This is a genomic window from Allobosea sp., from assembly GCF_036675845.1.
In the GTDB taxonomy this organism is placed as follows: Bacteria; Pseudomonadota; Alphaproteobacteria; order Rhizobiales; family Beijerinckiaceae; genus Allobosea.
Genome location: NZ_JAKFED010000120.1, coordinates 59,927 through 86,747 on the forward strand (window position 1 = coordinate 59,927; position 26,821 = coordinate 86,747).

Consider the following 26,821-nt stretch of genomic DNA (forward strand, 5'->3'; position numbering starts at 1 on the left):
GTCATTGCGAGCGCAGCGAAGCAATCCAGAAGTGCTCGCTCGACGTCCCCCTGGATTGCTTCGTCGCTTTGCTCCTCGCAATGACGGCCAGACCATCGCAAAGGGTCGAATTCGAAGGCCGTTGGTATAATCATCGGCGGTCCCGGTCGGCGGCCGACTGACGCGCAGCTCGGCGAAGCTATTGCCGGTCGCGCGAGCGATCGGATCGCTTCGGGCTCTCATCTCAAGTTTAGAGCCGGATCCGATCAGATTGATTCAATCTGATCGGATCCGGCTCTAGGCTCGTCGTCGAACAGGATTCGCTCGGCCGCGCCGTCGAGGTCGTCATATTGCCCGCTGCGCAACGACCACATGAAGGTGGCGAGCGCGACGGCGCCGATCGCCAGCGCCAGCGGGATCAGGTAGAAATAATCCGTCACAGCGCGCCTCCGGCGGCCAGTTCCACCGGCTTGGCGGCCGGCGCGCGCGCCGTGCCGGCCATGGCGTCATCGGTCGCGCCGCCGCCCAGCCGCAGGGCGTTGCCGACGACGATCAGCGACGAGACCGACATCGCGATCGCCGCGACGAGCGGGGTGACGTAGCCGAGCACCGCGACCGGAACCGCGACCACGTTGTAGGCGACGGCAAGGCCGAGATTCTGGCGAACGAGGCGCTGCGCCGCCCGCGCCACGGCTATGGCCTGCGGCACCGCCAGCAGACTCTCGCGCAGGAAGACGAAATCGGCGGCGTTGCGGCCGACATCGGCGGCCGATGCCGGCGCCATCGAGGCGTGAGCCCTGGCCAGAGCGGGCGCGTCGTTGAGGCCGTCGCCGACCATCAGCACCTTGCGCCCAGCCGCGGCGGCGGCCTCGACCTGCGCGAGCTTGCCGCCCGGCGAGACCCTTGCGGCATGCGGCACGCCGAGCAGAGCGGCCAGCCGGCGCACCGGCTCGTCGCGATCGCCCGAGAGGATCTCGACGCCGAGCCCGGCGGCTTCGAGCGCCGCGATGGCCTCGCTCGTGCCGGCGCGAACCCGGTCGTCGAAACGGAACGCTGCGAGGCTCGCGCCGTCCTTCGCCAGCACCACGCCGGCATCGCTCCTGTCTGCGGTCGCGGCGCCCTGCCCAAGCGCCCATTCGGGACGGCCGAGCCGGTAGAGCGCGCCTCCCGCGCTGGCCTCCAGCCCGCAGCCCGGACGCTCCGTCACATCGGTGAAGCTGACTGTGGCTGGAGCGAGCGTTCCGCCGGCCATGGCGAGCGCGCGCGAATAGGGGTGGCGCGAATGGGCCGCCAGCGCCGCAGCCAGCGCCAGTGCCCCGGGCGCGTGGCGGTCGGCATCGACGAGGCGCGGATTGCCCAAGGTCAGCGTCCCGGTCTTGTCGAAGATCACGCTGTCGATCTCGGCGAGCCGCTCCATCGCGGCGCCGTCCTTGACCATGATGCCCTTCTCGAACAGGCGCCGCGACGCCACGATTTGCACCATCGGCACGGCGAGCCCGAGCGCGCAGGGGCAGGTGACGATCAGCACGGCGATGGCGATGGTGACGGCGCGATGCAGGTCGCCGGCGACGGCCATCCAGCCGAGGAAGGTCAGGAAGGCGGTGAGGTGGATCACCGGCGCATAGAGCCGCGCGGCCCGGTCGGCGATCCGGCGATAGGCCGAGCGGCCTTCCTCCGCCGCCTCCATCATCCGCATCATCTCGGCGAGGAACGAGTCCTTCGCCGCGGCTGTGGCGACGATCCGGAGCGGGCCGGTGAGGTTGAGCGTGCCTGCCTGCAGTTCGGACCCGGCAGCGACCGGTTGCGGCCGGCTCTCCCCGGAGACGAGCGAGCAGTCGAGCTCGGAGGCGCCGTCCTGCACGCGTGCATCGACCGGGACGCGCTCGCCGGCCGCCAGCAGGATCGTCATGCCGGCGGCGATCTCGCCGACCGGCATGTAGGTCGGGCTGCCGTCCGGATCGAGGACGAGCGCCCCGCGCGCCGCCAGCCGGGCGAGCCCCTTGACCGCAGCGCGCGCCCGCTCGCGCATCATATGGTCGAGCGTCCGGCCGATCAGCAGGAAGAACAGCAGCGAGATCGCGGCGTCGAAATAGGCATGGGCGCCGCCTTGCGCCGTCTCGTAGAGGCTCAGGCCGAAGGCGAGCAGCACGCCGATCGAGATCGGCACGTCCATGTTGGTCCGGCCATGGCTCACCGCCCGCCAGGCCGAGCGGAAGAAGACGCGGCCGGAATAGACCAGCGCCGGCACCGCGATCAGGGCGGAGATCCAGTGGAACAGGTCGCGTGTCGCCGGCTCCGCCCCGGCCCAGACCGAGACCGAGAGGATCATGATGTTGCTCGAGGCGAAACCGGCGACGGCGAGCGCCCGGACGAGCTCCGACTGCTGCTCGTCGCCCGCCATCGCCGCGATGTCGTCGAGATGGGCCTCGTAGCCGGCTTGCGCCAGCGCCTCGATGAAGGGCGGCGGCGGCGCATCGGCCCGCCAGCGTATGGTCGCGCGCCTGGTCGAGAGGTTGACGCGCGCATGGGCGACGCCGGGCAGCGCAGAAAGCGTCCCCTCGACCGTCCGGATGCAGTTTCCGCAATGGATCTGCGGCACCGAGAGATCGCTCTGGCGCAGGCCGTCGTCGATCTCGCGGCTCGCCAGCAGGACCTCGTCGGCCGTGGCGGCCTGGTCGACCGCCGCGAAGCCGGCACCGGGTGCGCAGCAACTCATCGTCCGCTCCGGATCCGGGCCGGCCGCGTCATCGGGCCGGCCTCACTGCAGCGGGCGATCGGCGATCGCCCGGTAGGCGTACCAGGTACCGTGCCCGAGCACCGGGAAGACGATGATCAGCCCGAGCAGACCCGTCGCCAGGCTGAGCAGGAACAGCCCGAGCACGATCGCGGCCCAGCTCAGCATTACCGGCAGGTTGTTCCAGACCAGCGCCATGCTGGTCCCCATGGCGGTCAGGGCGTCGACCCGCTGGTCGAGCTGCATCGGGATGGCGAAGACGCTGATCGCGAAGGAGAACGCCGCGAACAGGCCGCCGACGGCGCCGCCGATCAGCAGCATGGCCCAGCCCACCGGCGTGGTGAACAGCATCGGCGCGATATGGTTCAGGCCCGGAAAGGGCAGCAGCCCGAAGAACAGCGCGTAGATCAGCACGGCCGAGCGCATCCATAGCAGCATGAGCAGGCAGAGCAGTACGCCGGTGAAGAGGATCTGCCCGCCCGAGGCCGCCCGCACGAAGACCATGCGCGCGAGGCCGATGCGCTCGCCCGCGGCGAGGCGGCGGCTCTTCTCGTAAAGCCCGATGGCGAGCAGCGGGCCGACCACCATGAAGCCGGCCAGCGCCGGAAACAGGATATAGTCCCAGCCGAAGGCGATGAAGCTCGCGATGATGCCGATCGAGACGAGGAAGACCAGGATGCCGTAGCTCAGGCTCGGCAGCGGGCCGGTTCGGAAATCCCGCCAGCCGGCCGCGAGCCAGCCGAAGGCGGCGGCGGGCGGCAAGGCGCTGCGCCACCTGTTCTCCTGCTTCGCCGGAGGCACGACTGCGGGAATGATCATCTCTACCTCTCTTGCCGGTTCTCTTGCCGTATCGCAGTTCCTGCCGGACCGCGGTCCGCCGCATTCATCGTGTCGAGCAGGCGGAGCGGGCGGCGCTGAAGCCCCCATGCCTGCTCTCGCCCTGCCGGAGATGCGCCACGCATTCCGGCTGCGAGGTCAGCGCGACATGAACGAGGTGCCAGTTGGCGCCGAGCAGCAGCACCAGGCCGGTGCCGACCGCGAGCCAGATTGCGGTCCGCTGCCGCGCCGACATCGCTCGCCTTGCCACCTCGCTCATTTGCGCGCCCTCTCCAGATCGGCGACGTAGAGCGCCAGGATCTTGCGCTCGATCGGCGAGAGCCGCCCGTCCCAGTTCGGCATGTGGCCCTGGCGCCCATGCCAGATGCTGGTCAGGATGGATTGCGCGTCGCCGCCATAGATCCAGGTCGAATCCGTCAGGTCGGGCGCGCCGAGCTCCTGGTTGCCCGCGCCGTCATCGCCGTGGCAGCTCGCGCAGTTCGTCGCGAACAGCACCTTGCCGGCGGCGACCGCCTCCGGCTTTTCCGCAGTTGGGGACGACAGCGAGCGCACATAGGCGGTGAGCTTGTCGATCTCGGCCCGCTGCAGCATTCCGTCCCGCCCGAAGGCGAGCATCTGGGACTGCCGGCCCTCGGCATGGCCGGAATTGATGCCGACGCGGATGGTCTCCGCCAGCGCTTCCGGCGCCCGCCCGAAGAGCGTCGCGGCGACGGTGAGGTCGGGATAGCCCTTGCCGCCCTTCGCATCCGTGCCGTGGCAGACGGCGCAATTATCCCCGAACAAGGTCCGGCCGCTCTGGCGCACGACATCCATCAACCGGGCATCCGCCTGGATCTGCGCGTAGGGCTCGCTCTCGATCCGCCTGGTCCAGTCGGCGCGGCTGAGCACGGCCTGCTGGACGCTGGCATCGACATTGCGGCGGTCGTCGGCGCCGAGCAGACCCCTGGTATAGCTCGACAGGCCGGGCCAGGCCGGCATCAGCACCCAGTAGCCGACTGCGAACAGGAAGGTCACGATCAGGAAGAAATAGACCGGGCGCGGCACCGGCGTATTCAGTTCCTTGATCCCGTTCCACTCATGGCCGGTGGTCAGGAAACCCGTATGCGGGTCGCGCTCCTCTACTGCCATGGCCGGTCCTCCTCTTTCAGGATGGAGCGGGCCGCCTCGTCGAAGCCCTTCTTGTTCTTCGGCCAGTAGACGTAGAGCACGACGATGATCGAGAAGATCATCAGGTAGATCAGCCCATAGGATTTCGCGATCCAGACGAGCGTGTCGTGGCCGAGGCTCATGGCCGGGCTCCCATTGCTGCGACGGGCGTGTGGGCCGCATCGGTCAGGCGGCCGAGGATTTGCAGATAGGCGACGAGCGCATCCATCTCGGTCAACTCGCCGGGCTTGCCGTCGAAGGCGCGCACCGTGGTGGCCTCGCCATAGCGCTTGGCCACGCCGTCGGCGTCGGGGCTGCCGGGCGCCGCCTGGCCATAGGCATCGCCCGGCGCATTGGCGATCATCTCGTCGGTATAAGGCACGCCGACAGCCCGCAGCGCCTTCAGCTGGGCGCCGAGATCGTTGGTGCGAAGCGGCGTCCGCAGCAACCAGGAATAGGCGGGCATGACCGAGACCGGTACGACGTCGCGCGGGTTGTTGAGATGGGCGACATGCCAGGCGTCGGAATACTTGCCGCCGGAGCGCGCCAGGTCGGGCCCGGTCCGCTTCGAGCCCCACAGCATGGGGTGGTCGTATTTCGACTCGACCGCCAGCGAGTAGGGCCCGTAGCGCTCGACCTCGTCGCGCAGCGTCCGGATCATCTGCGAGTGGCAGGCATAGCAGCCCTCGCGGATGTAGATGTTGCGGCCGGCGTTCTCGAGCGGCGTGTAGACGCGCATGTCGGGCGCCTGCTCGACCGTCTCGCCGATGGTGAAGAGCGGGGCGATCTCGACCAACCCGCCGATGCTGGCGGCGCCGATGATTGCGAAGACGAGGCCGATGGCCTTGCGCTCGAGGCGATAGTGCAGTCCGAACATGGGATCACTCTCCGGGCTGGAACGCGGGCACCGTGGCCGGTGCGGGCTCGAGCCGTTCGATCTCGCGATCTCGCTGTTCGGCAGCGGTGCGGATCGTCATCCAGATGTTGTAGCAGCCGACCAGCGCGCCGATCAGGAAGAACAGGCCGCCCACGGCGCGCGCGACGTAATAGGGCCGCATCGCCACCAGCGAGTCGATGAACGAGTAGGCCAGCGTGCCGCTTTCGCCATAGGTCCGCCACATCAGCCCCTGGATGATGCCGGAATTCCACATGGCGAAGACGTAGATGATGGTTCCGGCGAGGGCGAACCAGAAATGCACCTCGACCAGCCTGTCCGAGTACATCGCCTTGCGCTTCCACAGCCACGGCACCGAGGCGTAGATCGCGCCGAAGGTGATCATCGCGACCCAGCCGAGGGCGCCGGCATGGACATGGCCGATGGTCCAGTCGGTGTAGTGCGACAGCGAGTTCACCGCGCGGATCGCCATGAACGACCCCTCGAAGGTGGAGAGGCCGTAGAACACCGCCGCCACCATCATGAAGCGCAGGGTCGCGTCGTCGCGCACCTTGTGCCAGGCGCCGTTCAGCGTCAGCAGCGCATTGCCGGCGGAGGCCCAGGACGGCACCAGCAGCATGACGGAGAAGGTCATTCCCAGGCTCTGCACCCATTGCGGCAGCGCCGTGTAATGCAGGTGGTGCGAACCGGCCCACATATACATGAAGGTAATGCCCCAGAAGCTGATGATCGACATCCGGTAGGAGTAGATCGGCCGGCCTGCGCGCTTCGGCAGGTAATAGTAAAGCATCCCGAGGAAGCCGGCCGTCAGGAAGAACGCGACCGCGTTGTGGCCGTACCACCATTGCGTCATCGCATCCTGGACGCCGGAGAACAGCGAATAGCTCTTGGCGCTGCCGAGCGAGAGCGGCACGGCGAGGTTGTTGACGATGTGCAGGATCGCCACGACCAGGATGAACGCCAGGTAATACCAGTTGGAGACGTAGATGTGCGGCTCTTTGCGGCGCACCAGCGTCCGGATGTAGAGGACGAAATACGCGACCCAGACGATCACCAGCCAGATGTCGGCATACCATTCCGGCTCGGCATATTCCTTCGACTGGGTGACGCCCATCATGTAGCCGGTGACGGCGAGGACGCAGAACAGGTTGTAGCCGAGCAGCACGAACCAGGGCGTCAGCTGGTCGGGCAGGCGCGCCTGCGAGGTCCGCTGCAGGACGTAGAACGAGGTCGCGATCAGCGCGTTGCCGCCGAAGCCGAAGATGACCGCGGTGGTATGGATCGGCCTGATCCGCCCGAAGCTGGCCCAGCCGCTGTCGAAGGTCATGTCCGGATAGACCAGCAGCCACGCGACCCAGTCGCCGACGACGAGCCCGATCACGGCCCAGCCCATGGCGAAGACGATGCCCGCCTTGCTCGGTTCGTCGTAATAGTGCTGAAGCAGGTCGGGGCCGGGCTCGGGCCCGAGATAGCCCGAGATCACGGCGAAGATTCCGGCAATGCCGACGGCCATCACCATGACCCCGTGCACGCCGATCGGGTCGTCGTGTCCGGCGATGGCGAAGACGAGCCCGCAAGCCGTCAACGCGAGCAGGATGCCCAGAGCGGCCTGCCGCTCGCCTCGCGTCAATTGGGAGATCATCGGCAGGCACCTTCGACTGTCTTTGGAATCGCTGCAGCTTTAAAAGGCCGGGCCGCGGCCTGCCTTGAGCTAGCTCAAAGCGGCTCCGCTTTTTCGCGGCGCAGGCCGCCCTCGGTCCGTCAGGTACCGAGGCGACGCAGTGCGGCCCGGTCGCGCAGGATGATCGAGCGCCGCTGCGCCGACACTTCGATGACACCGTCGCGATCGAGCTGGGTCAGCAGGCGCGAAACCGTTTCGATCGTCAGGCCGAGATGGTCGGCGATGTCCATTCGCGACATCGGAAGGTCGATATGCTCCACATCCGGCAGCCGGGCCGAGAGATCGAGCAGGAAGGTCGCGATCCTCTCCAGCGCGGTCTTGCGCCCGAGCAGCAGCAGATGGGCGCGGGCCCGCTCCAGCGACCGGATCATCGCCGCCACGATCTGGCGGGCGAGATCGGCGTCCGCGATGGCGAGCGCGTCGAGGCAGCGGCCGCGATAGGCGATCAGCGTCGCATCCTCGACCACCTCGGCGCTGAACAAATGCCGGGCGCCGGACTCGATTCCGAAGATGTCGCCGGGAAGATGAAAGGCATCGATCTGGCGGCGCCCGTCGCTGAGAAGTTGCGAGGTCCGCACCGCGCCGGAGACGACCTTGTAGAACGCGGTCGCCGGATCGCCCTCGGCAAAGACCGCGGCGCCCTTCTCGAAGCTGCGGGCGGCGCCGGGCTGCGGCTCGGACGATGGGTGGAGCAGGCGGGCTCCGGCCAGCAAGCTGGCCGCTGGGCCATGCGAGGCGCGGGTTGCGTCAAGCGCGATCTGCATGCGGCCCTCATCGTCGCGGTTCAAGATGCCGTGAGCTTAGCCGGCCGGCCGGCGCTGCCTATTCAGATGCTCTCCCTAAGGGATGTTCCTGAGGTCGCCGGCGCAGCCCGGCATCGCGGCGAGCGCATGGCGGATGCTGTCGATCAGGGCGCTGTCCTCCAGCGGCTTTTCCAGCACGCGCTGGAAGCCGGCCAGCGCCGCGCGCCGGCGCAGATCCGCGCTCGCCCGGCCCGTGATCAGAATGGCCGGAAGCACGACATGGCGGCGGCGCAGCCGGGCGACGAGCTCGACCCCGTCTATGCCCGGCATGTAGTAATCGATGACGAGGCAGCCCCTCGCGGGGAGGTCGATCTCCGCCAGCAACTGCCCGCCGCCGCCATAGAGCCGCACGCTCAGCCCCTCCAGCTCGAGGGCGAATTTCAGAGATCGACGTACGGCATCGTCGTCATCGACGACGATGACCGGTCCCTGGTCCATGATGAGGTCCTGCTGTCGCTGGTCCTCAAGTCTAGCCCGCGCCGAGGCGCGGCGGTTTGACCTGCCTCAAGCCGCACGGCCTGTCCGGAATTGTCTTAGGGGCGCCCCGGCCGCCTGCGTTCACCGGCCCGCGGCGAGCACGAAACTGACAAGCTCCGGCAGGCTGCGAGCCTGCATCTTGCTCATCACATTGGAGCGGTAGATCTCCACCGTGCGCGCGCTGATGTCCAGGTCATGGGCGATGACCTTGTTGGCCTTGCCGGCGAGCAACCCGTCGAGAACCTGGCGTTCGCGCCCCGACAGCGATTGAATCCGGGCCTGGACCTCGGCGGCTTCCGCATCATGCAAGGCAACCCGGGCGCTGCGCTCCAGGGCGATGCGGACGGTCTTCAGCAGAAGCTCGTCGTCGAACGGCTTCTCGAGAAAATCGACCGCCCCTTCCTTCATCGCCTCGACGGCGAGGGGAACATCGGCATGGCCGGTCATCACGACGACCGGAAGCAGGAAGCCGCACTGCTTCAGGCGGCGCAGGAATTCGATGCCGTCGAGGCCGGGCATGCGCACATCGGTGATGATGCAGCCGCTCGCCGCGTTCCTGACGTTTTCCAGGAAAGCCGAAGCCGATTCGTGCAGCCGCACCGGCAGCCCGTCGGTGGCGAGCAGGAACGACAGCGACTGGCGGACGCCGAGATCGTCGTCGACGACATGGACGACGGCGTCATTCGGCATCGACCAGTTCCTCCTGACGGATGGCGCGCAGCGTGAAGGTGAATTTCGTGCCGCGGCCCGGTTCCGACTCGGCCCAGATCTTACCACCATGAGCCTCGATGATGGTGCGGCAGATCGACAGGCCGACGCCCATGCCATGCGTCTTGGTGGTCACGAAGGGCTGGAACAGCTCCGCCTTGATCTCCGGCGCGATGCCGGGGCCCGTATCGGCGACGCTGATGGCGATCAGCCTGTCTTCCGGCCTGGCCTGCGTCGCGATCGTGAGTTCGCGATGCGACACCTCCTGCATCGCCTCGATCGCGTTGCGGATCAGGTTGAGCAGGACCTGCTGCACCTGGATCCGGTCGGCGAGCACCAGCGTCGCGGCGGGGTCGAACGCATAGTTGATGCGCACGCCGTTCTCCTTGGCGCCGACGAGGGCAAGCGCGCTCGCCTCCTCGATCAGCTTGGACAGGCCCTCGACACGGCGCTCGCTCTCGCCGCGGGCGACGAACTCCCGCAAATGGCGGATCACCTGCCCGGCGCGCAGGGCCTGCTCCGCGGCCTGGTCGACGCCGTCGCGCAGCATCGGCACCTCCTCGCCCTCCATGCGCTGCAGCAGGCGCCGGCAGCCCTTGAGGTAGTTGGCGATCGCGGTCAGCGGCTGGTTGATCTCGTGGGCGAGCGTCGAGGCCATCTCGCCGAGCGCCGTGAAGCGCGACATGTGCACGAGCTCCGACTGGAGCTGCTGCAGCCGCGTCTCGTTCTGCTGGCGCTCGGTCAGGTCGCGGATGAAGCCGGTGAAATAGCGCTCGCCGCTGGAGCGCATCTCGCCGACCGCAAGCTCCATCGGGAAGGTCGAGCCGTTCTTGCGCTGCCCGACCACGACCCGCCCGATACCGATGATCCGGCGCTCCCCGGTCGTCAGATAGCGCTCGATGAAGCCATCATGCTGGTCGCGATAGGGATTCGGCATCAGGATCTTGATGTTCTCGCCGATGACCTCTTCCGGGGCGTAGCCGAACTGGCGCACGGCCGCCGTGCTGAAGGACTGGATTCGGGCCCGCTCGTTGATCACGATCATGGCGTCGGGGATGGTCTCGAGGATCGAGCGCAGATGTGCCTCGCGGGCTCGCAGCGTGTCTTCGGCTGCCAGTCGCTCGGTGACGTCGCGCAGCACCTTGGCATAGCCCTGGATGGCGCCCGACGCGTCGCGCAGTGGGGTCAGCGTCCCCTTGGCGATGTAGCTGGAGCCGTCCTTGCGCAGACGCACGCCCTGCGCTTCGTGCCGGCCGGTCTCGCCTGCGATGGAAAGCGCGCGCTCGACCTCGCCGGCCGCCAGCCCCTCGGGCGTGTGGAAGATCGAGAGATGGTGGCCCAGGGCTTCGCCGCCGCGCCAGCCGGTGATCTGCTCCGCGCCGGCATTCCAGCTGATGATCCGCCCGTTCCGGTCGAGGACGAGCAGCCCGATATCCGTCACGGCATCGATCAGCAGATCCGCCGTGGCGCGCCGCGCATCAAGGGACGCACGAATTCCGGCCGCCTCGGTCACATCCGCCTCCGTTCGCATACGAGCGCACCCTGCGGGTCTCTAGAGCCTGCTACTTTTACTCGGAACGACCGCTGTCATCCTGGACAAGCCGCGAAGCGGCGTAGATCCGGGATCCATCGTAGGGCACCGGAGCCTTATGATGGATCCCGGGTCGAGCTTCGCTCGCCCAGGATGACGACAGTGGTTCCGCGTGTAAAACAACAGACTCTAGCACGGTTGATCCCGTGCGGGATGCGGTACCTGCAGGCCTGCCTCCCGACGAAATCGTACCGCAGCTGGAAAGCGGAGCGACGCGGACGAGCGCCTGATCACCGACCCACGCATGCCTTGAGATAAGCGGAACAGCGCTCCCGCCGAGCCACGATTGTCGGAAGCGTTGACTCGATCCCAAGTGCTGAGGCTTTGAAGCTGCTCTTGCCGAGTGTCCGTGTTTTCAGAGTCCACCTCACGATCCGTCGAGGACTGTCGATGAGGGGTGTCCAGCGCTGGCCGCTTGTGATGATTGGAGCCATATCGGCAATGGCCAATAAGGCGATCTAATCAATGGCGCATCCGAACTTCAACGAACTCGCCGCGTTCGCGATGGTGGCGCGGGAGCGCAGCTTCACCAAGGCGGGCGCCAAGCTGGGTGTCTCCCAATCGGCACTGAGCCAGACCATCAAGGGGCTGGAAGAACGCCTCAAGATTCGGCTGCTCACCCGCACGACACGCAGTGTCGCGCCGACGGAGGCCGGCATCAGGCTGCTGGAGACCGTCGGACCACGCTTCGAGGAGATCGAGGCGGAGATCGCTGCACTCGGCGAATTGCGCGGCAAGGCGGCAGGTACGATCCGCATCACGGCGGGAGAACATCCGGCGATTTCAGTGCTGCAGCCGGCCCTGAAGCGGTTCCTGCCGGAGCATCCCGACATCAAGGTCGAGATCATCGTGGATCACGGCCTCATCGACATCGTGGCGGCCGGCTACGATGCGGGTGTCCGGATGGGCGAGCAGGTCGCCAAGGACATGATCGCGGTCCGGATCGGGCCCGAAATGCGCATGGCCGTGGTGAGTTCGCCGGCGTATTTCGAAGGGCACGGCGCGCCCGAAACGCCGCAGGACCTGACCGCCCACACCTGCATCGCGACCCGCATGCCCACCCATGGCGGTCTGTCCGCATGGGGGCTCGAGAAGGACGGCCACGAGGTCAACGTCCGCCCGGACGGTCAGCTCGTCTTCAACAGCCTCGCCATGCGGCTGACCTCGGCACTGGATGGGCTCGGCCTTGCCTATATGCCGGAGGATCATGCGCTTCCGCATATTCGCGCCGGACGGCTTGTCCGAGTGCTTGAAGACTGGTGCGCGCCGTTTCCCGGCTATCACCTGTATTATCCGAGCCGCCGGCACTCTTCATCGGCGCTATCCGTGCTGATCGACGCGCTGCGCTATCGCGATTGATGCCGTTCCCAGAAGCGGATCGCCTCGTCGCTCCAGCCTTCTGCAGATGAGCTTCAGCCCGTAATAGGTGATGATCATGATCAGCCCGGCGATGGCTGCGCAGTGGACGAAAAAGCCCGCGACCGATTCCTCGAAATTCCACCAGTCCAGCGTCATCTGCATCGACAGCTTCCCGCCTAGCCCGAGCACGATGCAACTCCACGCGCCATGAACCGCGACGCCGAGCGCGATGGCGCGCAGCACGAGCATTCGCAGGGCGTTCGGCGTCTTGATCCCGAACAGGTTCCGCGCGACGCCGATCAGCATCGGCCAGCGCAGGCCGAGATGGATCGCGACGATCACCAGAACCCAGTAGGCTGCGAGGCTGTGGATCTGGCGCAGGGTGAAGCCGCCCCAAGGCGGCAGGAACGGCGACAAGGCGTTCGAGATCAGGACGCTGGTGACCAGCAGCGCCAGCACGGCGCTCAGAAGTGCAAAGGTGACGCCGAGATTGAACAGGCTGCGCGGCTCGCGTCGCGTCCGTGGAATTCCGCCCCACCAGCGCCGGTTGAAGACGTTGTGGGCGATCAAGAGCAGGAACATTGCTGTTCCCGCCGCCTCGTGGATCGCGTTGCCCAGCCACCAATAGGCGAAGCCGAGCAACAGCAGGCCCGCCGTCAAGGCATCGAGCCACAGCCGGGATAGAAACAGGCGGTTCACTTTGCGATCTCCCGCGCCTATTCGATTGGCGTGCCGCTGAAGCGGGGAATGCGGGAGCCGGTGAAGAGATACTCCGCTCCCGCCTGGCTCTGGTGGCAGGACTGGCAGCGGGCGGTGTTCTCGGCTGTGTTGATCGTTTTGTCGGGCCAGAACCACTGGAATTGCCAGTCGCCGGTGCGGCGGCGCTCGTCGTAGTCCGCGCCCCAGCCCTGGCCTTTCTCCATCACGAAGTAGCGGAACAGCTTGCCGTCGCGATAATCGACGAGGACGAAATGCGTGCCTGCCGGGATGGGCTGGCGGTTCTTCACCGCCTCGATCGCCGCCGGCGTCGTCATGATGTGCTCGGTGACGTTGCCGCGCCTGACGGTGGTGTAGTGCACCAGCTTGTCGAGTTCGGGAAATGTCGCCCGCGTGGCCTCGGCATGGACCTGCCAGCCGACCGTCAGCACGGCGGCCATCGCCAGGCCCGCCGCCGCGATCTGGAGGGTGGGGATTTTCATGATCGGGTCGGTCCTATCGCCGGTACTGGTCGTCGGAGACATGCTCCAGCCACTCGACCGTCTTGCCGTCGAGGGCCTCGGAGATCGCGACATGGCTCATGCCGCTCGTCGCGGTCGCGCCATGCCAGTGCTTCACGCCGGGTGGGATCCAGACGGTGTCGCCCGGCCTGATCTCCTGGACCGGGCCATCCCAGTGCTGCACCAGCCCGGCGCCGGACGTCACGATGAGGGTCTGGCCGAGTGGATGCGTGTGCCAGGCTGTTCGAGCGCCGGGCTCGAAGGTCACCGTGCCGCCGCTGATCCGGGCCGGCGCGCTGCCGTGGAAACGGCCGTCGACACGCACGGCGCCGGTGAAGTTCTGCGCGGCGCCGACCGTTGGCGGCCGTGAGCCGGCACGCTGGACGACGACGGAATGATCGGTCTGGGACAGCGCTTCGGCCACCGGCATCAGTCCGGCAACTACGGCAAGGGCTCGTGTTGACATCGCGATCATCATTTTGATTTGAAGACCTCGCGGGCCACGGCGATCGCAGCGACGGCGTTCGGCCAGCCGGCATAGAAGGCGAGCTGCGTGATCGCCTCGATGATCTCCTCTTCCTTGACGCCGTTCGTGCGCGCCAGGGCCAGGTGCGAGCGTAGCTGGTCGGGTCGATTCATGGTGATCAGCGCGCTGACCGTGACGAGGCTGCGGTCGCGCTTGGCAAGGCCAGGGCGCTCCCAGATATCGCCGAACAGCACGCTGTCCGTCAGTTCCGCCATTTTGGGCGCGATATCGCCCATCAGCTGCTGGGCGCGAGAGGGCGGCTTCGGCGCGGTCGGTGCAAGGCTCTGCGCCTGGGCGCCGGCTGCGGTTGTCAGGGTTGCGGCAAACAGGCCAGCGGCGGCGATCATGGCGCCGGTGAAGGTGCTCATCGACATTCTCCCTTATCGATCTTGGATGGGGCGGACGGGCTGAGATGGCCACCTGCTAGTCGGCGGACCAGAGCTCGGAGGGCTCAGTCCAGCTTCTTCTCGGCAAGGAATTTCGAGACCTGGTCGGCGATCTCGATGTTGTTCAGGTCCGAGAACGGGAAATGCGTGTTCCCGCGGATGCCGCGCTCCGGCAGGTGGACGAGCGTGACCTGCCCGCCATGCCTGTTGACGGTGTCGGCCCAGATCCGAGCCATCTCCAGCCGGCCGCGCCAGGCATCCTGCGTCGGCACATCGGTGGGTTTCGACGGAATGTTGTCGCCGTAGAAGATGATGATCGGCAGCTTGGTCAGGGCCATGAAGTCCGCCATCGGAACCGGCACGCCTTCGAGCGTATCGAAGGAGGTCGGCACCGGCTTGGGCAGTTCGCCTTGCGGGAAGACGAAACCACTTCCCGGTTCGAAGGCGACGATCGCCTTGACGTTCTGGCTCTTGATCGCGGTCAACCATCCCGGACCGCCGCTCTGCGAATGGGTCATCAGGATGCCGGGGCCGATTTTTGCGAACAGGGCCGAGACGCCGTCCGAGATCAGGTTGGCGTCGAATGGTCCCGTGTTGGGCGTCATCGCCCGGAAGTACTGATCCAGCGTCTCCGGCTTGCGGTCGAACTGGACGCCGTCGAAATAGTTCGGCCAGATGCCGACCCGAAACTGGCCGAACCAGAACTGCTCGTCGGGCGTCGGCTTGATCGTCGCCTCGACGGTGCTGCGACCCGCATTGCCGCGGCGCGGCTGGTCGACGAGATAGGTCGAGAAGCGGCGGCGCAGGAAGATGTTTTGGAAGCCCTCGCGACCGTCCGGCGTCGTCTCCCAGGTCTTCGAGAACTGGCCGGCTCCATGCCACATGACGATCGGCAGGCCCCGCGCGTTCACCGGCACCTGATAGAACGCGTAGAGGTGATCGCCGTGAAAGGTCTGCCCCGCCGGCTGAAGCGGCTTGAGGGGGTCGAACGTGCCGGGCGCGGTCGTGACGGTGCCGCCGACCGCCAAGCTGCCCTGGTCCTGTATGATGAGCGGTTCTGGGCGATTGGCCTGCTGCGAGATTGCGGGGAGCGATGCCAGCACTGCGGCGCCTGACAGGAGCGCGATTGCGGCACGGCAGATCTTGATCGCAGGCATCGGTTCCTCGGTCGCTGCTTGAGCACCCGATGAATCTAGCGGCCCGCCCAATCTTCGATTAGGCGTCTTGATCCACTAGGGCCAATTAGCGAGGCTTATAAATCGACCTTCATCCCGCCGGGCCCTGACGACCTGCCGCTGCATTGACTACACCAGTCGCTTTTCACGGTGGGCCGGGCGTTGCGCGGCCTCGACATCCGCCGCGATCTGCTCGGACAGCCCACCAGATGCGTCAGTCATGAATGTCGCGCGGAAATGATTGGAGAACCGTTCCGGAACCGGAAAGGCTGGGGTGTAGAGCGGACCCAGAGGCTGGGTGGTCGTAACATAGGTGAGCCGCTCATCGTCGCTGCGAGGCAAGCGTCGGCCATTGATCAGGCTTGGTGTGCAAAGGCGCGCGCCATTGGCAATTTGCGACGCCATCTGCCGCCAGGATAACGAGCGCCGGTAGCGTCGCCAGAACCGCAGGCCATGGTCGAAAACCTGGCGACGGCGGCCGTCGAGTTTGGCGAGCCCGCGCACGAACGAGATGGTCTCGTTCACCCCGTCGAGCGGCCGCGTCATCAGCGTGAAGCCGTCCATATCTCGAAGCTTGGCCATTGGGAGAATGGCGCCTTCGCTGAGCCGCTTGTGGAAATAGGGCGTGCCGAGAAGAGGGATGGTCAGGCTGAGGAATGCCGGAAGCGGAATCTCGTCATGCCGAAACACGAAATCCAGCTCCTCCTCCATCTCGCTCAGCCTCTGGCTCGTCGGGTCGAAGATCAGGCCGTACTGAAACACGATGCCGGCTTCCAGGCACGAGCGGATCAGATCGTGCTGCGGCAGGATGAGATTCTGCCGCTTGTCGTAGGACTTGATCTGGGCCGGGGTAAAACTCTCGATTCCGCAAAAAAGGCCGAGACAGCCGGCTCGGCGTGCGCGTTCGATATTCCGGCTATCGACGAAGAAATCGCTGGTGACGAGCGCGATCCAGCCCGGGATCGAGCCATCCCGAAACAGGCTTTCGAGAAGGTCGAGCTTGGCCAGGAAGAACGCGCGATCATTTCCGTAAAAATTATTGTCGAGAAACAGCAGGATCTTCGACCGCGGATACGATCGGATCTGGCGCTCGAGATGTGCGAGCGTCCAGGTCCTATATTCACGCCGCTCGGCGGTCAGCGCGCAAAACGAGCACCGGAAATTGCAGTAGCGCGACGACTCGACATAATTCACTGGGCTCTTCCAGCTCAGCAGATCAAAGCGAGGAAAGACCTCGCTGGCAGCCGTCGCGGCACCGAATACGTCCCTCGCGATCTCGGAGAGCTCCTCGACGTCGCCCTGGCAGGCGAAATCGAAGACGCGTGCGCTCGTCAGCGGCAGATTGCGGACCGCAGGTCCCCCGGCCACGACGACGCAGCCGGGCGATCTTGTCCGTGCATAGGCTGCAAGCTGACACATCCGATCGAAGGCGGAGGTGACGCCGGTAAGGACGAGCATGTCGGGCCAGGCGAACGCCCGCTCATCCAGCAGAGGGCCACTATGGAACTCGCTATGGATTCTGATCTCGACGGCGTTCCGGTCGAAAGCGCCGGCCAGGAAGGCGTGACCGACGCCCTGAGGCAGGAAGTTGGGGCGCCCGTTTCGGTTCCGCATGTCATCGAAATGCGCGAGCACCAGAAGAATGCGAGGCTTGCGAACGGAGCTACGCATAGGCCGGCTGCTCGATGCTGCGACCGAGCGCGGCGCCCGCGTGCACGGCATGATGCTGCAGGAAAGAGTTCCGTCCTGTCATGGCAATGACGCGGTCATCCGTGCCGAGCGACCGGCGCGCGGCGAGGTCGTCGTTCAGCCGCGCCGCGGCAGCGACTGCATCGGCACACATCTCGAGGCGCAGAGCTTCGTCGAGCGCGGCGGTCCACCACCTTGTCGCGTGACGGCGCCGCCCGCGTCGCGCCTCGAGGTCGCCTCGAAAGAGGAAGGCACGCGGACGGCCGATCGGATAGACCTTGGCGAAATGGGACAGGCCTGCGGAAGATCTGGACGCCAGGGAGCGGCAGAGTTGTTCGAGGTCCGGCGTGCCGCCGGCCGCGACGTCGCGATCGGCGGTGACGAAAACGGTCGTCAACGCCGGAAGTGTCCGTGATTTCATCGAGGGGCGGATCGTCTCCAGCGATCGCGCGGCGTGCTCTAGCCAAACCAGCTGTTCCGGAAGGTCGCCTCGCCTCGCAGCCTGTTCTGCCAGCATGGCCGAGCCTTCGAGCACATGGATCGGCTCCAGGGCGTCTTGTTGCGATTTTACCAGCTCCTCGAGAGCAGGCAGGTAGACTGCGGCCACCTCCGGCCGGCCAAGCGCGCGATAGCCGCGGATGGCAGCCGTCAGGCCACAGCCCAGAACCTGCAGATCGCCTCTTCTCCGAGCCGCGACGCAAATCTCCTCGACGAGTTCGCCCCAGGCGTCGGCACCGGGGAAACTCGAATTCAGCAAGCCGGGATTGAGGATCGTTTCCAGGCTGACTGCGAGTTCGCACCAGCGCCGCTTCTCCCCCAGCTTGGCCGTCAGCGCGAGGCCAACCTCAAAATTGCCTTGGGCGGCCTTCCAATCGCCCACTGCGGTTCGGTAGAGTCCGGTGAACAATTTTACGCGTGCAGTCGCTGCGTTGTCTCCGACGTCCTCGGACAATCGCGATGCGAGCTTCAAGTATCGTTCTGCACGGCGCCGCAGTGGAACGACTCCGCAGATCGCTCCCAGACTGGCATAATTGACAGCCAAAACGGGAAACGGCGCGGAGATCCGCTCGGCAAGATTGATCGAGCACAGCGTCGAATGGAGGATCCGGAGCTTGTCGCCGAGGAAATAGTATATCTGCGTCAGATTTCCGTGAGCGTTCGCGGCTTCTATCATGATGTCATCGCCGATCCGCGCATTCGGGGCGCCGAGGCGCTGCCGGAATTTCTCGACAAATCTGTTGCGCCCCGAGCGGAGCAGATGCTCGGTCACCTGCTGGCCGAGCCCGAAAGCCAGGCTTCGCTTGTCCTGTGGCGGACGAAATCCGAGGAGCCCCAGCCCTTCCTCGAACGCCTGGCGCGCGATCGCCATTCGGCCGAGGTTCAGCGCCGCTTCTCCGCGTGCGAAATGGGCGCCCGCAAGCCTTTTGGGGGACGGCGGCGGGTCGACACGGGTGGCGAGGTCGAGGAAAGCGTCGATGAGTTCGATCGCCGACTCGTTGTCGGATTGACCGAGGCGGAGCCGGGCGACGCGATCGAGATACTCGAAAATCTTCGGCTCGTTCTCGGCACCCTGCCAGTGCTTCAGGATCAGCGGGAGCATTTCGGCGTCACTCGGGGGGCCGTTCTTTTCCAGGGCCTCGGCGATCGCAGCATGAGCTTCCTGCCGCTGATGCGAGACCATGCTGGCATAGACGGCCTCGCGCGTGATCGCGTGGTTGAAGCGATAACGCGTGCCATCCTGAGCCTCGGCTCGAAGCAGATGCTGGGACGCAAGCCGAGAGACACAGTCGGTGACCTCGGGGCCGATTTTCTGCAGTGAACTCAGCTCTGCGAGATCGCCGGCGGAAAAGCTTCCCGCCATGGCGCTCGCGACCTTGAGCACGAACAGGTCGTTGGCTGGAAGAAGATCGGTTCTGCTGAGCACTGCGGCCTGCGCAGATTCCGGCAAGGCTACCAGTTTGGTCTGGAGCGAAGCCTTCTCGCCGGAGCCGGCTCTCACCTGTTCCGGCAGCAGTGCCCTGCAGAGTTCCGTGACAAAGAAGGGATTGCCGCCGGTCCGGTCCCAGATGGCCGCCTGAACCGAAGGCGGGATGGCTCGCTTGCCAAGAAGGGAGCTCGTGAGCCTGGCCGTGTCGCCGGGGCCCAGTGGCGCAAGTCGGACCATCGTGGTCGGGGCGTCCAATCGGGGATATTCGCCGCGCGTCGTCATGACGAAGGCGATCGGAACCCCCGATGCCGCGAGGTCCTTTACGAGCAGATCCGACGCGCTGTCGAGCCAATGCACATCCTCGATCGCGATGACGCCCATAGCGGAATTGAACCCGTCGAGGATCAGCTGGCGCAACAGATGCCGCAGGTTTTCCGCTCGCGCCGCGCTCGACAACTGCTCGCAGATTGGAGTGGTCCTGATACCGAGATCGACGACATTGTTGAGAAGCGGGATGAAACTCAGCTGCTCCGGGCTGCGCTCCAGTGCCTTGGCCAAGCGCCTCTCGATCTCGTCGACCCCGACCTCCTTCGATCCGATCAAGGCGTGAATAATCCGCCTGAAGGCGAAGTGAGGGGTATTGCACTCGATTTCGTTCGCGCTCCCTAACAGGAGCCTGATGTTTCGGCCCCGGACGATTTCGAGGAAACCTTCCAGGACCGCCGTTTTTCCGACGCCGCCCTCGCCTTCGATGATCGTTGCGCGGGCGCCGCCCCCAGCCTGCTCGGACCACGCCAGCAAGCGCTCGATCTCGGATTGGCGGCCGACCAGGTCCAGTCCCGGCCTCGCAACGCCGTCGCGCTGGGGGCCGACAGCGACATAAGTCGTGAGGCCAGACCGCAGACCTGGGACTTGAATCCCCCAGGGCCCCTGGAAGCGGACTTTATCGCCAGCGCTCTCGGCAGTCGCCTTGTCGGCAAGTATGCGCCCCGCGGCCACGGCCGCCAGCCGGGCGGCGCGATTTACGGGATTGCCGAGGACCGTGTATTCGGCGCATCGCCCCGTTCCCAGTGCCCCGCAAAACGTATCGCCGGTCGCCGCGGCGATTGAAATATCGACACCGCCGGTACCGATCGCCTTGTTCAATTCAAGCGCACAGAGCATCGCGCGGGTTGGGTCGTCGCGGTGGGCAAGCCCCGGCATCCCAAAGGCCACGAGGGCCTGCAGTCCCCCCTCGCAAGCCGCGATCCGGAGCATTTCGCCGCGATAACGGATCACCGTGGCGCGGACGGCCTGCATGACACTCTCGGTCAGATCGAGGTCATCCGGCAATTTCGGGCCGGTTACGCGAACGAAAAGCGAAGTCGCGGTTCGCAACTCGGCGAGCCAGGCGGAAGTTGCCCATTCCGGGCGGGCACGCAGAGCCGCAGGAAGATAGAATTCCAGCTCGGTCAGATCGGCGCGTGCCGTATCGGCCGGCCTCGACCCAAGGGGTGGCGGATCGAGAGACAGGAGCTCAACGAGATCGGCCTCGTGGATGCGCCCTTTTCCCCCCGATCGAACGTGCTGCCAGGCCGCACCGGAGACAAGGACCTGGCCGCTTTCGGCGAGGGTGGCGCAATGGGCCACATCCGCCATGCAGGGACCCGCCAGGACGAGGCGGCGATCGTCCGGAGCCAGCACGAGATCGATGAGATGGATTGCCCCGGCGGCCACGCCGGATCTCAACCCCAGGCTCTCGCTCTCGATCAGCCGGCCTTCCGTCCGCTTCTGCAGGAGATGGGCGCAATGGCTTGCCGACCAGGCGGCGAGCGGCATCTCGGCCTCATCGGAGCCGCACCGCCAGCCACTGACCAGCGCATCGCCCTCGAAGTTGAGAATGGTCCCGCCTGTCTCGTCGACCACTTCGACGATGAACTCGACGAGGTCATTCAGGATGCGGCTCGTCCTCTCCACGCCCAGCCTGCCATGATCGCTCGTCAGCTTCGCCGTCAAACGCGTAAAGCCGGACAAATCGGCGATCATGAGCGCGCCGGAAAGCACTTCGCGCGAACTCGTCAGGCGGTTCGTCACTGCCTGGTCGACCCACCCCGTGAAGGCCCCCGGAAGAAACCGCAACAGATGTTCTGGCACTTGCGAAACCATTGAACGTCAAGTCCACATCTACTGATGAGATCGTGCTCGGACGTACCTTCAACGAAACGGAGGCTAGAGCGCGCGCCGCTCAGGTTGCTGTGCGATATGATTAGGTCCGGCTCCAGAACGAGAGATCGACTATACCGGGTTCGAAACAATTCTATCTTCAGAACGGCAGTCACCCTGGCAATCGACCTTGATCGCCCATAGCGGCTTTTGGATGCCGTGCCGGGCGTAGAATCTGTCCAGGCGCATTCTGCTCCGGCTGCCGCTTTTCAAGCCGAGGTAGCTGGCTGCATTGAGGCCAAAAAAAGCATTGCTGATCTTGCCATCGGCGCCCAAGGACCCGTCCTTGTCGAATTTTTCGAAGATCTTCTCGAAATTGCGCAAATAGGCAGAAGTATCCCCAGGTTCGATCAGAAGCATTTCCCAATCGCTGCCATACATCAATCTGTTGGCGAGATTTGCCGGACTCTTGGGCCGTGTCCACCGGAAGAGCCCAGCGAGCTCGGTTGCAAGCGAACCCGAGCCATGGACCGCATCGCTGAAATAGGCGGAGTCGGCATAGAAATTGGCACCCAGTGTTCCCTCCGGCCCCATCAAGCCGGCATATCCGCGGGTTAGCTCGAGATTTCTGCCGCGTCCGAGTTCCGTGTCGCCGAAATGCCCGAAATTCACCTGCAGTCCCTGGACGGGAAGGTCCAGCCATCGCTTGGGATCGGTTGCCCACTTGAAATCGGGGTCCGGCATGTTCGACGGCGAGGTATGGGCCATGATCGGCACCGAATTTTGGATGCACCAGGCGTAGAGCTGCTCGAGGACACGGTCGAGCCGGTCACCGAGATCGGGCCGTTTCAGCGTGTCCGCGATCCAGGGCTTATCCCAGAACGACATGCTCTTGGCCTTGTTCCCGAAGGGTGCGAAGCCCATCGGCGGATACATCTTGACCCCGATATGGCCCTGGGTCTCCACCGCCGATTTTACGAGGCTCAGCGCGTCGTCGCGCGTCAGCCCGAGCCCGAAGGCGACCTGCTTGTACGGATCGAAGGGCGCATAGCCATGGATGCGGCCGCCGCTCAGGATCGCGATCTGCTCCATGAGATCGACCTGCTGCCGAACAGTCGTGCGCGGCGGGCGGCCCTTGGAGAGCGCCCAATCGAAATCGAGCATGTGGCAGATTGCCAGATCGGCTTTCCGCGAGGTCCGAGTGCCGTATTGCTCGAGGTAATCGAACGTATTGACGTAGCGGTAGTTGAATTGCTGCTTGGCGAATTCGAGGGCGGCCTCGACCGTGTTGTTTCTGGCTCGCCGCCGGCGCCGAACCCTGGCGCCCTTCTCATAGCGATCCGGCAAATCGTTGATCGCATCGGCCAGCTCACCATCATCGGAGCTGGCGCCGAAGCGTCGCCGGATCCGCTGCCGGTTGGCCAATGCCTCCTTGAGAGCCCTTACGCCGAGCTCATATTGGGTGGCGCGATGCCGTTCCCGCAGCGATGCGGCGGCGACGGATGCGTTCTTGCCGCCTCCCTTGTTCAGCTCGCGGAGGAGCGCGAGCTCGGCTGTGCCGTCCGGAGCAATCGCATTGACGGCCTGTTCGAGGATTTCGCCCAGCGCTTTGAGTGCGGGCTCCGTGCGGGCCCGCACGAGCGTGAGGTAGCGCTCGACCGGGATGTCGGTGCCGTTGAAGACATGCGCATGGACATCGATGGTCAGAGGGCTGTTCGGATTGCTGATCTTCGGATCGTCCGCGCTGAGCGGCGCGTCGGGATGAGCAAAACGGCCGCAGCCCGAGAGCTGGGCGGCAAGCACCCATGCGGAACTCGACAGCAGCGCGCGTCGGGACCACATGGTTCCCGCCTCCGTACATTCCTGCGCAGGCAGCGTACTTCAATGACAAGCATAGGACCATGCTTATCGTGCTGTGTGGCTTGGGTTTCCGTTTAGTCACTCGCTTGAATCGACAGCGCCGTGATCTGCTTCGGTCTTCCTGTGCCAGTCACGGCGTTCTCTTGGCTCCAGGCGGCTCGCGAGGCCGGGGCGATCCGATGGCGTGATCGCGCCTGGCCGCCGCCAGGCTCTATGCTGGGGGGAGCGCGGCGATGGCGAAGACGGCTACGGGCCGGTCGAACCCCTTCAAGGCGCGTGGGTTGAGCTCGACGAGGGGCAGGCGTGAGCCGACCGCGCGAGCTGCGACGCGATCGACGAGGATCTCGCAGTCATGTGCGCCCGAGCACAACCGTGATGCGAGGTTCACGACGGTGCCGATCGCGGTGTAGTCGAGGCGCCCTCCGGAGCCGATCCGTCCGACGGTTGCCGGCCCCATTGCGAGGCCGACGCCGAAGCCGAGGCGATGGTCGAGACCCTGCCGGTCAGCCAGGAGTTTCTGCACGTTCAACTGCATGTCGCGGGCCATTTCCACGGCGCGCAAGGCCGGGTCGGGGCAGGGCACCGGCGCGTTGACGAGCACCATCGCACCGTCGCCGGAAAAGTTCGTCAGCGTCGCCCCATGCGTGCTGACCACCCTTTCGAGAGCGTCGTAATACTCGCCCAGCAGATGAATCACCGTCTCGGGCTCGGTGCGCGACGAGAAGGCGGTGAAGCCCCGCAGGTCGCAGAAGACCACGACCGCCTCGACGCGCCGGCCGTCGAGCACGTGGTCGTCACCGCTGCGATCGACCAGTTCGGCTACCTGCGGCGCGAGAAAGCGCTTGAGCCGGCCGATGCGTTCCGAGCGCTCCTGCGAAACTCCCAGCTCGCCTGCCATCTCGTTGAAGCGGGCCGCAAGCCGCTCGAATTCGTCTCCGGTCGTGATATTGATCCGGTGGTCGAACTGTCCTGCGCCGATCCGGGTGACGCCGTCTTCCAGAAGCAGGATCGGCCGGGTCATGCGTTGGGTAAGCCAGTAGGCGAGTGCCGCCGCCAGCGCGGCGCCGGCAATGAGCAGGCCCAGCGTGCGCCAGAGAGCCGCGTAGATCGGGCCGAACGCCTCGGCGACGGGCTGCTTGACGATGACGCTCCAGCCGGCCGTGGAGATCGGCGCCATTGCCGCCAGCACCGTGCTTCCCGCCATGTCCCGGCCGGCAATCGCCTCGCCGGGGCGATCGAGAATGGCCGCCCGCAAATCCCGGAGCGGCCGCGTCGCGGCATCGTCGGCTCGCAGCACCAGGCTGATGTCGGGATGGGCGATGAGGCGGCCCTGCCGATCGAGCACGAAAGCCTCTCCGGTGCGCCCGACCCGTATCGCCGAAACCACGTCCCAGATGAATTTGAGGTTGACCTCCGCGATGGCAACGCCGGCGGCCGGGCGATTGCCGGCGACGGCGACGGTCATGAAGGGTTCCGAGCCGCGCTGAAATGTGACCGGCCCGAACCAGGCACGGTTCTCGCGAGCGCCCGTCACCGCCGGACTGGCGGAATGATCGTCACCTCCCTCGACCCTGTTGAGTCCGATCCGGGACACGAACAGGCGTTCCTTGCCGGCAGCATCGACGAGGCCGAGGCTGAGGACAGCGGGAACCTGGCGCAGCAGGACAAAGGCGTCGAGCCTGCGCTTTTCGTCGACCCTCTCCGACCACGGCAACTGCACCGTCCATCCGAGCTGATCGCGGATTCCCTCCATGAAATCCTGGATCTTCGCCGCAGCCGCCCGCGCTTCGGCATCGAGCAGATTGTTCAGGGCAGCCCGCCGGTCGCCATAGCCGAACCAGGCCTGGCTGCCACTCGCGATCAGGAGCGGCACGACGACCGCCGCGAACAGGGCGAGGAAATACTTGCTGAACAGCGACATCCGCGGAGCGGCGAAAGGGTAGGGCACAGTCTTGGCTCATCGGTCGGCGCGCCGGCCAGGTCATTCGATCAGGAGATGCTCATTCGATTACGAGGTCGGCGCTGCTCAGAAGCGAGGGCGGAAAGGACAGGTCGAGGGCCTTTGCGGCCTTGAGATTGATGCACATCTCGACTTTCGTAACGCGCTGGACCGGAAGTTCGGAAGGCTTGGCGCCCTTGATGATGCGGCCGGCATAGATGCCGGTATGTCGGTGCGACTGTTCGAAATCGCCGCCATAGCTCATCAGGCCGCCGGCAAGCGGGAAGTCGCGGGATTGCGTGATCGCAGGCACGGCATAAGCGACGGCGAGCGCGGCCAGTTGCGGACTGCGGTAGGCGAAATACGGGTCGGAGCTGAAGATCAAACCACCCGCACGCATCTGAGCAGCGGCCGCGAACATGGCGTCGAACTCCTGTTCGGCGCTGGCCTCGAGGATGCGCAGTTCGAAGCCGAGGCTGCCTGCGGCAGCCAGGAGGTTTCGCAATTGCGAGTTCGCCGTCGGGCTGGCCGGATTGACGGCGGCGGCGAAAAGCTTGATGCCCGGGCGCAACTCCCCCATGAACTCCAGCCGCTTGCGCGAGACTTCGACGCTCAGGCTCGACACGCCTGTGAGATTGCCGGCCGGCCGGGACAGGCTGTCCACCACGCCCAGGGCGATGGGATCGCCCCCCATCTCGAAAACGACCGGAATGGTTGACGTCGCGGATTTCGCCGCGAGTGCGACTTCGGCGCCGCCAGGCGCAACGATCACGCTCACCTGACGATCGACCAGTTCCGTGGCCAGCGCTGGCAACCGGCGGTACCGGCCTTCCGCCCAGCGATAATCGATCGCCACATTGCGACCCTCCGCATACCCGGTTTCAGCCAGTCCGGCGCGGAAGGCTGCAAGGCGGCTGGCGTAGCGGTCCGGTGTTTCCGAGCCAAGATATCCGATCACCGGCATCGGCGGACGCTGCGAGTGGGCCGGGAAAGTCCATGATGCCAGTACGCCGCCGACGAGCGCGACGACATCGCGCCGTCTCATCCGGGCAGCGGCTTCGGTCGAGGCGGAGGGCACGAAACGCAAGGCCGTTTCTCCTTCCAACCGACATCGTCCGTCAGCGTGAAGCGCTCGATCCTATCCCAGGCGCTTTACCGCAGTATAGTAGCGCGATCCTTCGACATGCCGCAGCGTTTTGTGTCGATCAATTGGCTCTGCGCGATGAAATCACGCCATGCCCGCCCTCGGGCAATGGCAGATCAAGCCGCACATCATACCCTTCCCGCGATCTCCCTCTCCATCGCCGTGCGCGCGGTGAATCGCCTCGGCGGCCGATTGCGGGACCGGCTCGATCCAGCGATCGCCAAAAAAGCTGTGAACTCGTCGCGCTTATTGTAACCGTCAGTGCGGAACGGAAGGAGCCCGAATGTTCGATCTCATTATCCGAGGTGGGCGCGTTATCGATCCGGAAACGGCGTTCGACGCGGTGGCCGATGTCGCCATCAACGACGGGACGATCGTCGCGATCGGACGCGTTTCCCAACCGGCCGGGCGAACGCTGGACGCCGACGGCCTGATCGTCACGGCCGGCTTCGTCGATCTGCACGGGCATGGCCAGTCGATCCCGGCCGACCGGATGCAGGCCTTCGACGGCGTCACGACCTCGCTGGAGCTGGAGATCGGCGTCCTCCCGGTTGCCCGATGGTACGACGAACAGGCCCATGCCGGCCGGGTCCTGAATTATGGTGC

General features: G+C 65.7%; 25 protein-coding genes. 3 read left to right on the top strand and 22 right to left on the bottom strand.

Going from position 1 to position 26,821, the window contains the following annotated elements:
• Positions 1–245: 245 nt before the first annotated feature.
• The 12 genes from ccoS to V6M56_RS12820 all read right to left on the bottom strand — a co-directional run bounded on the left by ccoS (position 246) and on the right by V6M56_RS12820 (position 10,791).
• Complete coding sequence (ccoS, locus tag V6M56_RS12765; protein WP_332684217.1) at positions 246–419, bottom strand: cbb3-type cytochrome oxidase assembly protein CcoS; 174 nt, start codon at positions 417–419, stop codon at positions 246–248.
• Positions 416–2,695, bottom strand: coding sequence for a heavy metal translocating P-type ATPase (locus V6M56_RS12770; protein WP_332684220.1), 2,280 nt, complete (start codon positions 2,693–2,695; stop codon positions 416–418). The genes ccoS and V6M56_RS12770 overlap by 4 nt, the downstream gene beginning before the upstream one ends.
• Before the next feature lie 42 nt (positions 2,696–2,737).
• Positions 2,738–3,532: a DUF2189 domain-containing protein gene (locus V6M56_RS12775; protein ID WP_332684222.1), complete on the bottom strand. Its 795-nt coding sequence runs from the start codon at positions 3,530–3,532 to the stop codon at positions 2,738–2,740.
• A 64-nt stretch (positions 3,533–3,596) separates the two neighbouring features.
• Positions 3,597–3,809, bottom strand: a complete 213-nt coding sequence (locus V6M56_RS12780) for a hypothetical protein (protein ID WP_332684223.1) — start codon at positions 3,807–3,809, stop codon at positions 3,597–3,599.
• A complete protein-coding gene (gene ccoP / locus V6M56_RS12785) occupies positions 3,806–4,678 on the bottom strand; it encodes a cytochrome-c oxidase, cbb3-type subunit III (RefSeq protein ID WP_332684226.1) in 873 nt (290 codons plus the stop codon). Before ccoP ends, V6M56_RS12780 begins: the two co-directional genes overlap by 4 nt.
• Positions 4,669–4,839, bottom strand: coding sequence for a cbb3-type cytochrome oxidase subunit 3 (locus V6M56_RS12790; protein ID WP_332684227.1), 171 nt, complete (start codon positions 4,837–4,839; stop codon positions 4,669–4,671). The genes ccoP and V6M56_RS12790 overlap by 10 nt, the downstream gene beginning before the upstream one ends.
• Entirely contained in the window at positions 4,836–5,573 is a 738-nt protein-coding gene (gene ccoO / locus V6M56_RS12795; protein WP_332684229.1) for a cytochrome-c oxidase, cbb3-type subunit II, read from the bottom strand. Before ccoO ends, V6M56_RS12790 begins: the two co-directional genes overlap by 4 nt.
• A gap of 4 nt (positions 5,574–5,577) precedes the next feature.
• Positions 5,578–7,233, bottom strand: a complete 1,656-nt coding sequence (ccoN, locus tag V6M56_RS12800; protein WP_332684230.1) for a cytochrome-c oxidase, cbb3-type subunit I — start codon at positions 7,231–7,233, stop codon at positions 5,578–5,580.
• Between the two features lie 119 nt (positions 7,234–7,352).
• Positions 7,353–8,036: a helix-turn-helix domain-containing protein gene (locus tag V6M56_RS12805; protein WP_332684233.1), complete on the bottom strand. Its 684-nt coding sequence runs from the start codon at positions 8,034–8,036 to the stop codon at positions 7,353–7,355.
• 75 nt (positions 8,037–8,111) lie between these two features.
• Positions 8,112–8,513: a response regulator transcription factor gene (locus V6M56_RS12810; protein WP_332684235.1), complete on the bottom strand. Its 402-nt coding sequence runs from the start codon at positions 8,511–8,513 to the stop codon at positions 8,112–8,114.
• A gap of 120 nt (positions 8,514–8,633) precedes the next feature.
• Entirely contained in the window at positions 8,634–9,242 is a 609-nt protein-coding gene (gene fixJ, locus V6M56_RS12815; protein ID WP_332684237.1) for a response regulator FixJ, read from the bottom strand.
• A complete protein-coding gene (locus V6M56_RS12820) occupies positions 9,232–10,791 on the bottom strand; it encodes a PAS domain-containing sensor histidine kinase (protein ID WP_442881148.1) in 1,560 nt (519 codons plus the stop codon). The genes fixJ and V6M56_RS12820 overlap by 11 nt, the downstream gene beginning before the upstream one ends.
• A 525-nt stretch (positions 10,792–11,316) precedes the next feature.
• Between V6M56_RS12820 and V6M56_RS12825 the strand changes: the two genes are divergently transcribed.
• The gene (locus tag V6M56_RS12825; RefSeq protein WP_332684239.1) at positions 11,317–12,210 is read left to right on the top strand and encodes a LysR family transcriptional regulator; all 894 of its coding nucleotides are present in this window, start codon (positions 11,317–11,319) and stop codon (positions 12,208–12,210) included.
• Here V6M56_RS12825 and V6M56_RS12830 read toward each other — a convergent pair.
• The 10 genes from V6M56_RS12830 to V6M56_RS12875 all read right to left on the bottom strand — a co-directional run bounded on the left by V6M56_RS12830 (position 12,172) and on the right by V6M56_RS12875 (position 26,116).
• Entirely contained in the window at positions 12,172–12,909 is a 738-nt protein-coding gene (locus V6M56_RS12830; RefSeq protein ID WP_332684240.1) for a DUF4405 domain-containing protein, read from the bottom strand. The two genes, V6M56_RS12825 and V6M56_RS12830, sit on opposite strands and share 39 nt — an antisense overlap.
• 17 nt (positions 12,910–12,926) lie before the next feature.
• Positions 12,927–13,409, bottom strand: a complete 483-nt coding sequence (locus V6M56_RS12835; protein WP_332684241.1) for a cytochrome P460 family protein — start codon at positions 13,407–13,409, stop codon at positions 12,927–12,929.
• Positions 13,410–13,422: 13 nt separating this feature from the next.
• Positions 13,423–13,857: a (R)-mandelonitrile lyase gene (locus tag V6M56_RS12840; protein ID WP_442881150.1), complete on the bottom strand. Its 435-nt coding sequence runs from the start codon at positions 13,855–13,857 to the stop codon at positions 13,423–13,425.
• Between the two features lie 44 nt (positions 13,858–13,901).
• Positions 13,902–14,300: a carboxymuconolactone decarboxylase family protein gene (locus V6M56_RS12845; RefSeq protein ID WP_332684245.1), complete on the bottom strand. Its 399-nt coding sequence runs from the start codon at positions 14,298–14,300 to the stop codon at positions 13,902–13,904.
• 104 nt (positions 14,301–14,404) lie between these two features.
• Positions 14,405–15,496, bottom strand: coding sequence for an alpha/beta hydrolase (locus V6M56_RS12850; protein WP_332684247.1), 1,092 nt, complete (start codon positions 15,494–15,496; stop codon positions 14,405–14,407).
• A gap of 147 nt (positions 15,497–15,643) precedes the next feature.
• Entirely contained in the window at positions 15,644–17,185 is a 1,542-nt protein-coding gene (locus V6M56_RS12855; protein ID WP_332684249.1) for a B12-binding domain-containing radical SAM protein, read from the bottom strand.
• Positions 17,178–21,275 carry an AAA family ATPase gene (locus tag V6M56_RS12860; protein WP_332684251.1) on the bottom strand — a complete coding sequence of 1,366 codons (4,098 nt, stop codon included), beginning with the start codon at positions 21,273–21,275 and terminating at the stop codon, positions 17,178–17,180. The genes V6M56_RS12855 and V6M56_RS12860 overlap by 8 nt, the downstream gene beginning before the upstream one ends.
• A 129-nt stretch (positions 21,276–21,404) precedes the next feature.
• Complete coding sequence (locus tag V6M56_RS12865; protein ID WP_332684253.1) at positions 21,405–23,114, bottom strand: amidohydrolase family protein; 1,710 nt, start codon at positions 23,112–23,114, stop codon at positions 21,405–21,407.
• Between the two features lie 229 nt (positions 23,115–23,343).
• Positions 23,344–25,053: a cache domain-containing protein gene (locus V6M56_RS12870; RefSeq protein WP_332684255.1), complete on the bottom strand. Its 1,710-nt coding sequence runs from the start codon at positions 25,051–25,053 to the stop codon at positions 23,344–23,346.
• A 79-nt stretch (positions 25,054–25,132) separates the two neighbouring features.
• Entirely contained in the window at positions 25,133–26,116 is a 984-nt protein-coding gene (locus V6M56_RS12875; RefSeq protein ID WP_332684264.1) for an ABC transporter substrate-binding protein, read from the bottom strand.
• Between the two features lie 138 nt (positions 26,117–26,254).
• Here V6M56_RS12875 and V6M56_RS12880 point away from each other — a divergent pair, with 138 nt between their 5' ends.
• Together V6M56_RS12880 and V6M56_RS12885 are read left to right on the top strand one after the other, a co-directional pair.
• Positions 26,255–26,470, top strand: coding sequence for a hypothetical protein (locus V6M56_RS12880; protein ID WP_332684258.1), 216 nt, complete (start codon positions 26,255–26,257; stop codon positions 26,468–26,470).
• Between the two features lie 28 nt (positions 26,471–26,498).
• The coding region (locus V6M56_RS12885; protein WP_332684260.1) for an amidohydrolase family protein at positions 26,499–26,821 on the top strand (323 nt) is incomplete at its 3' end.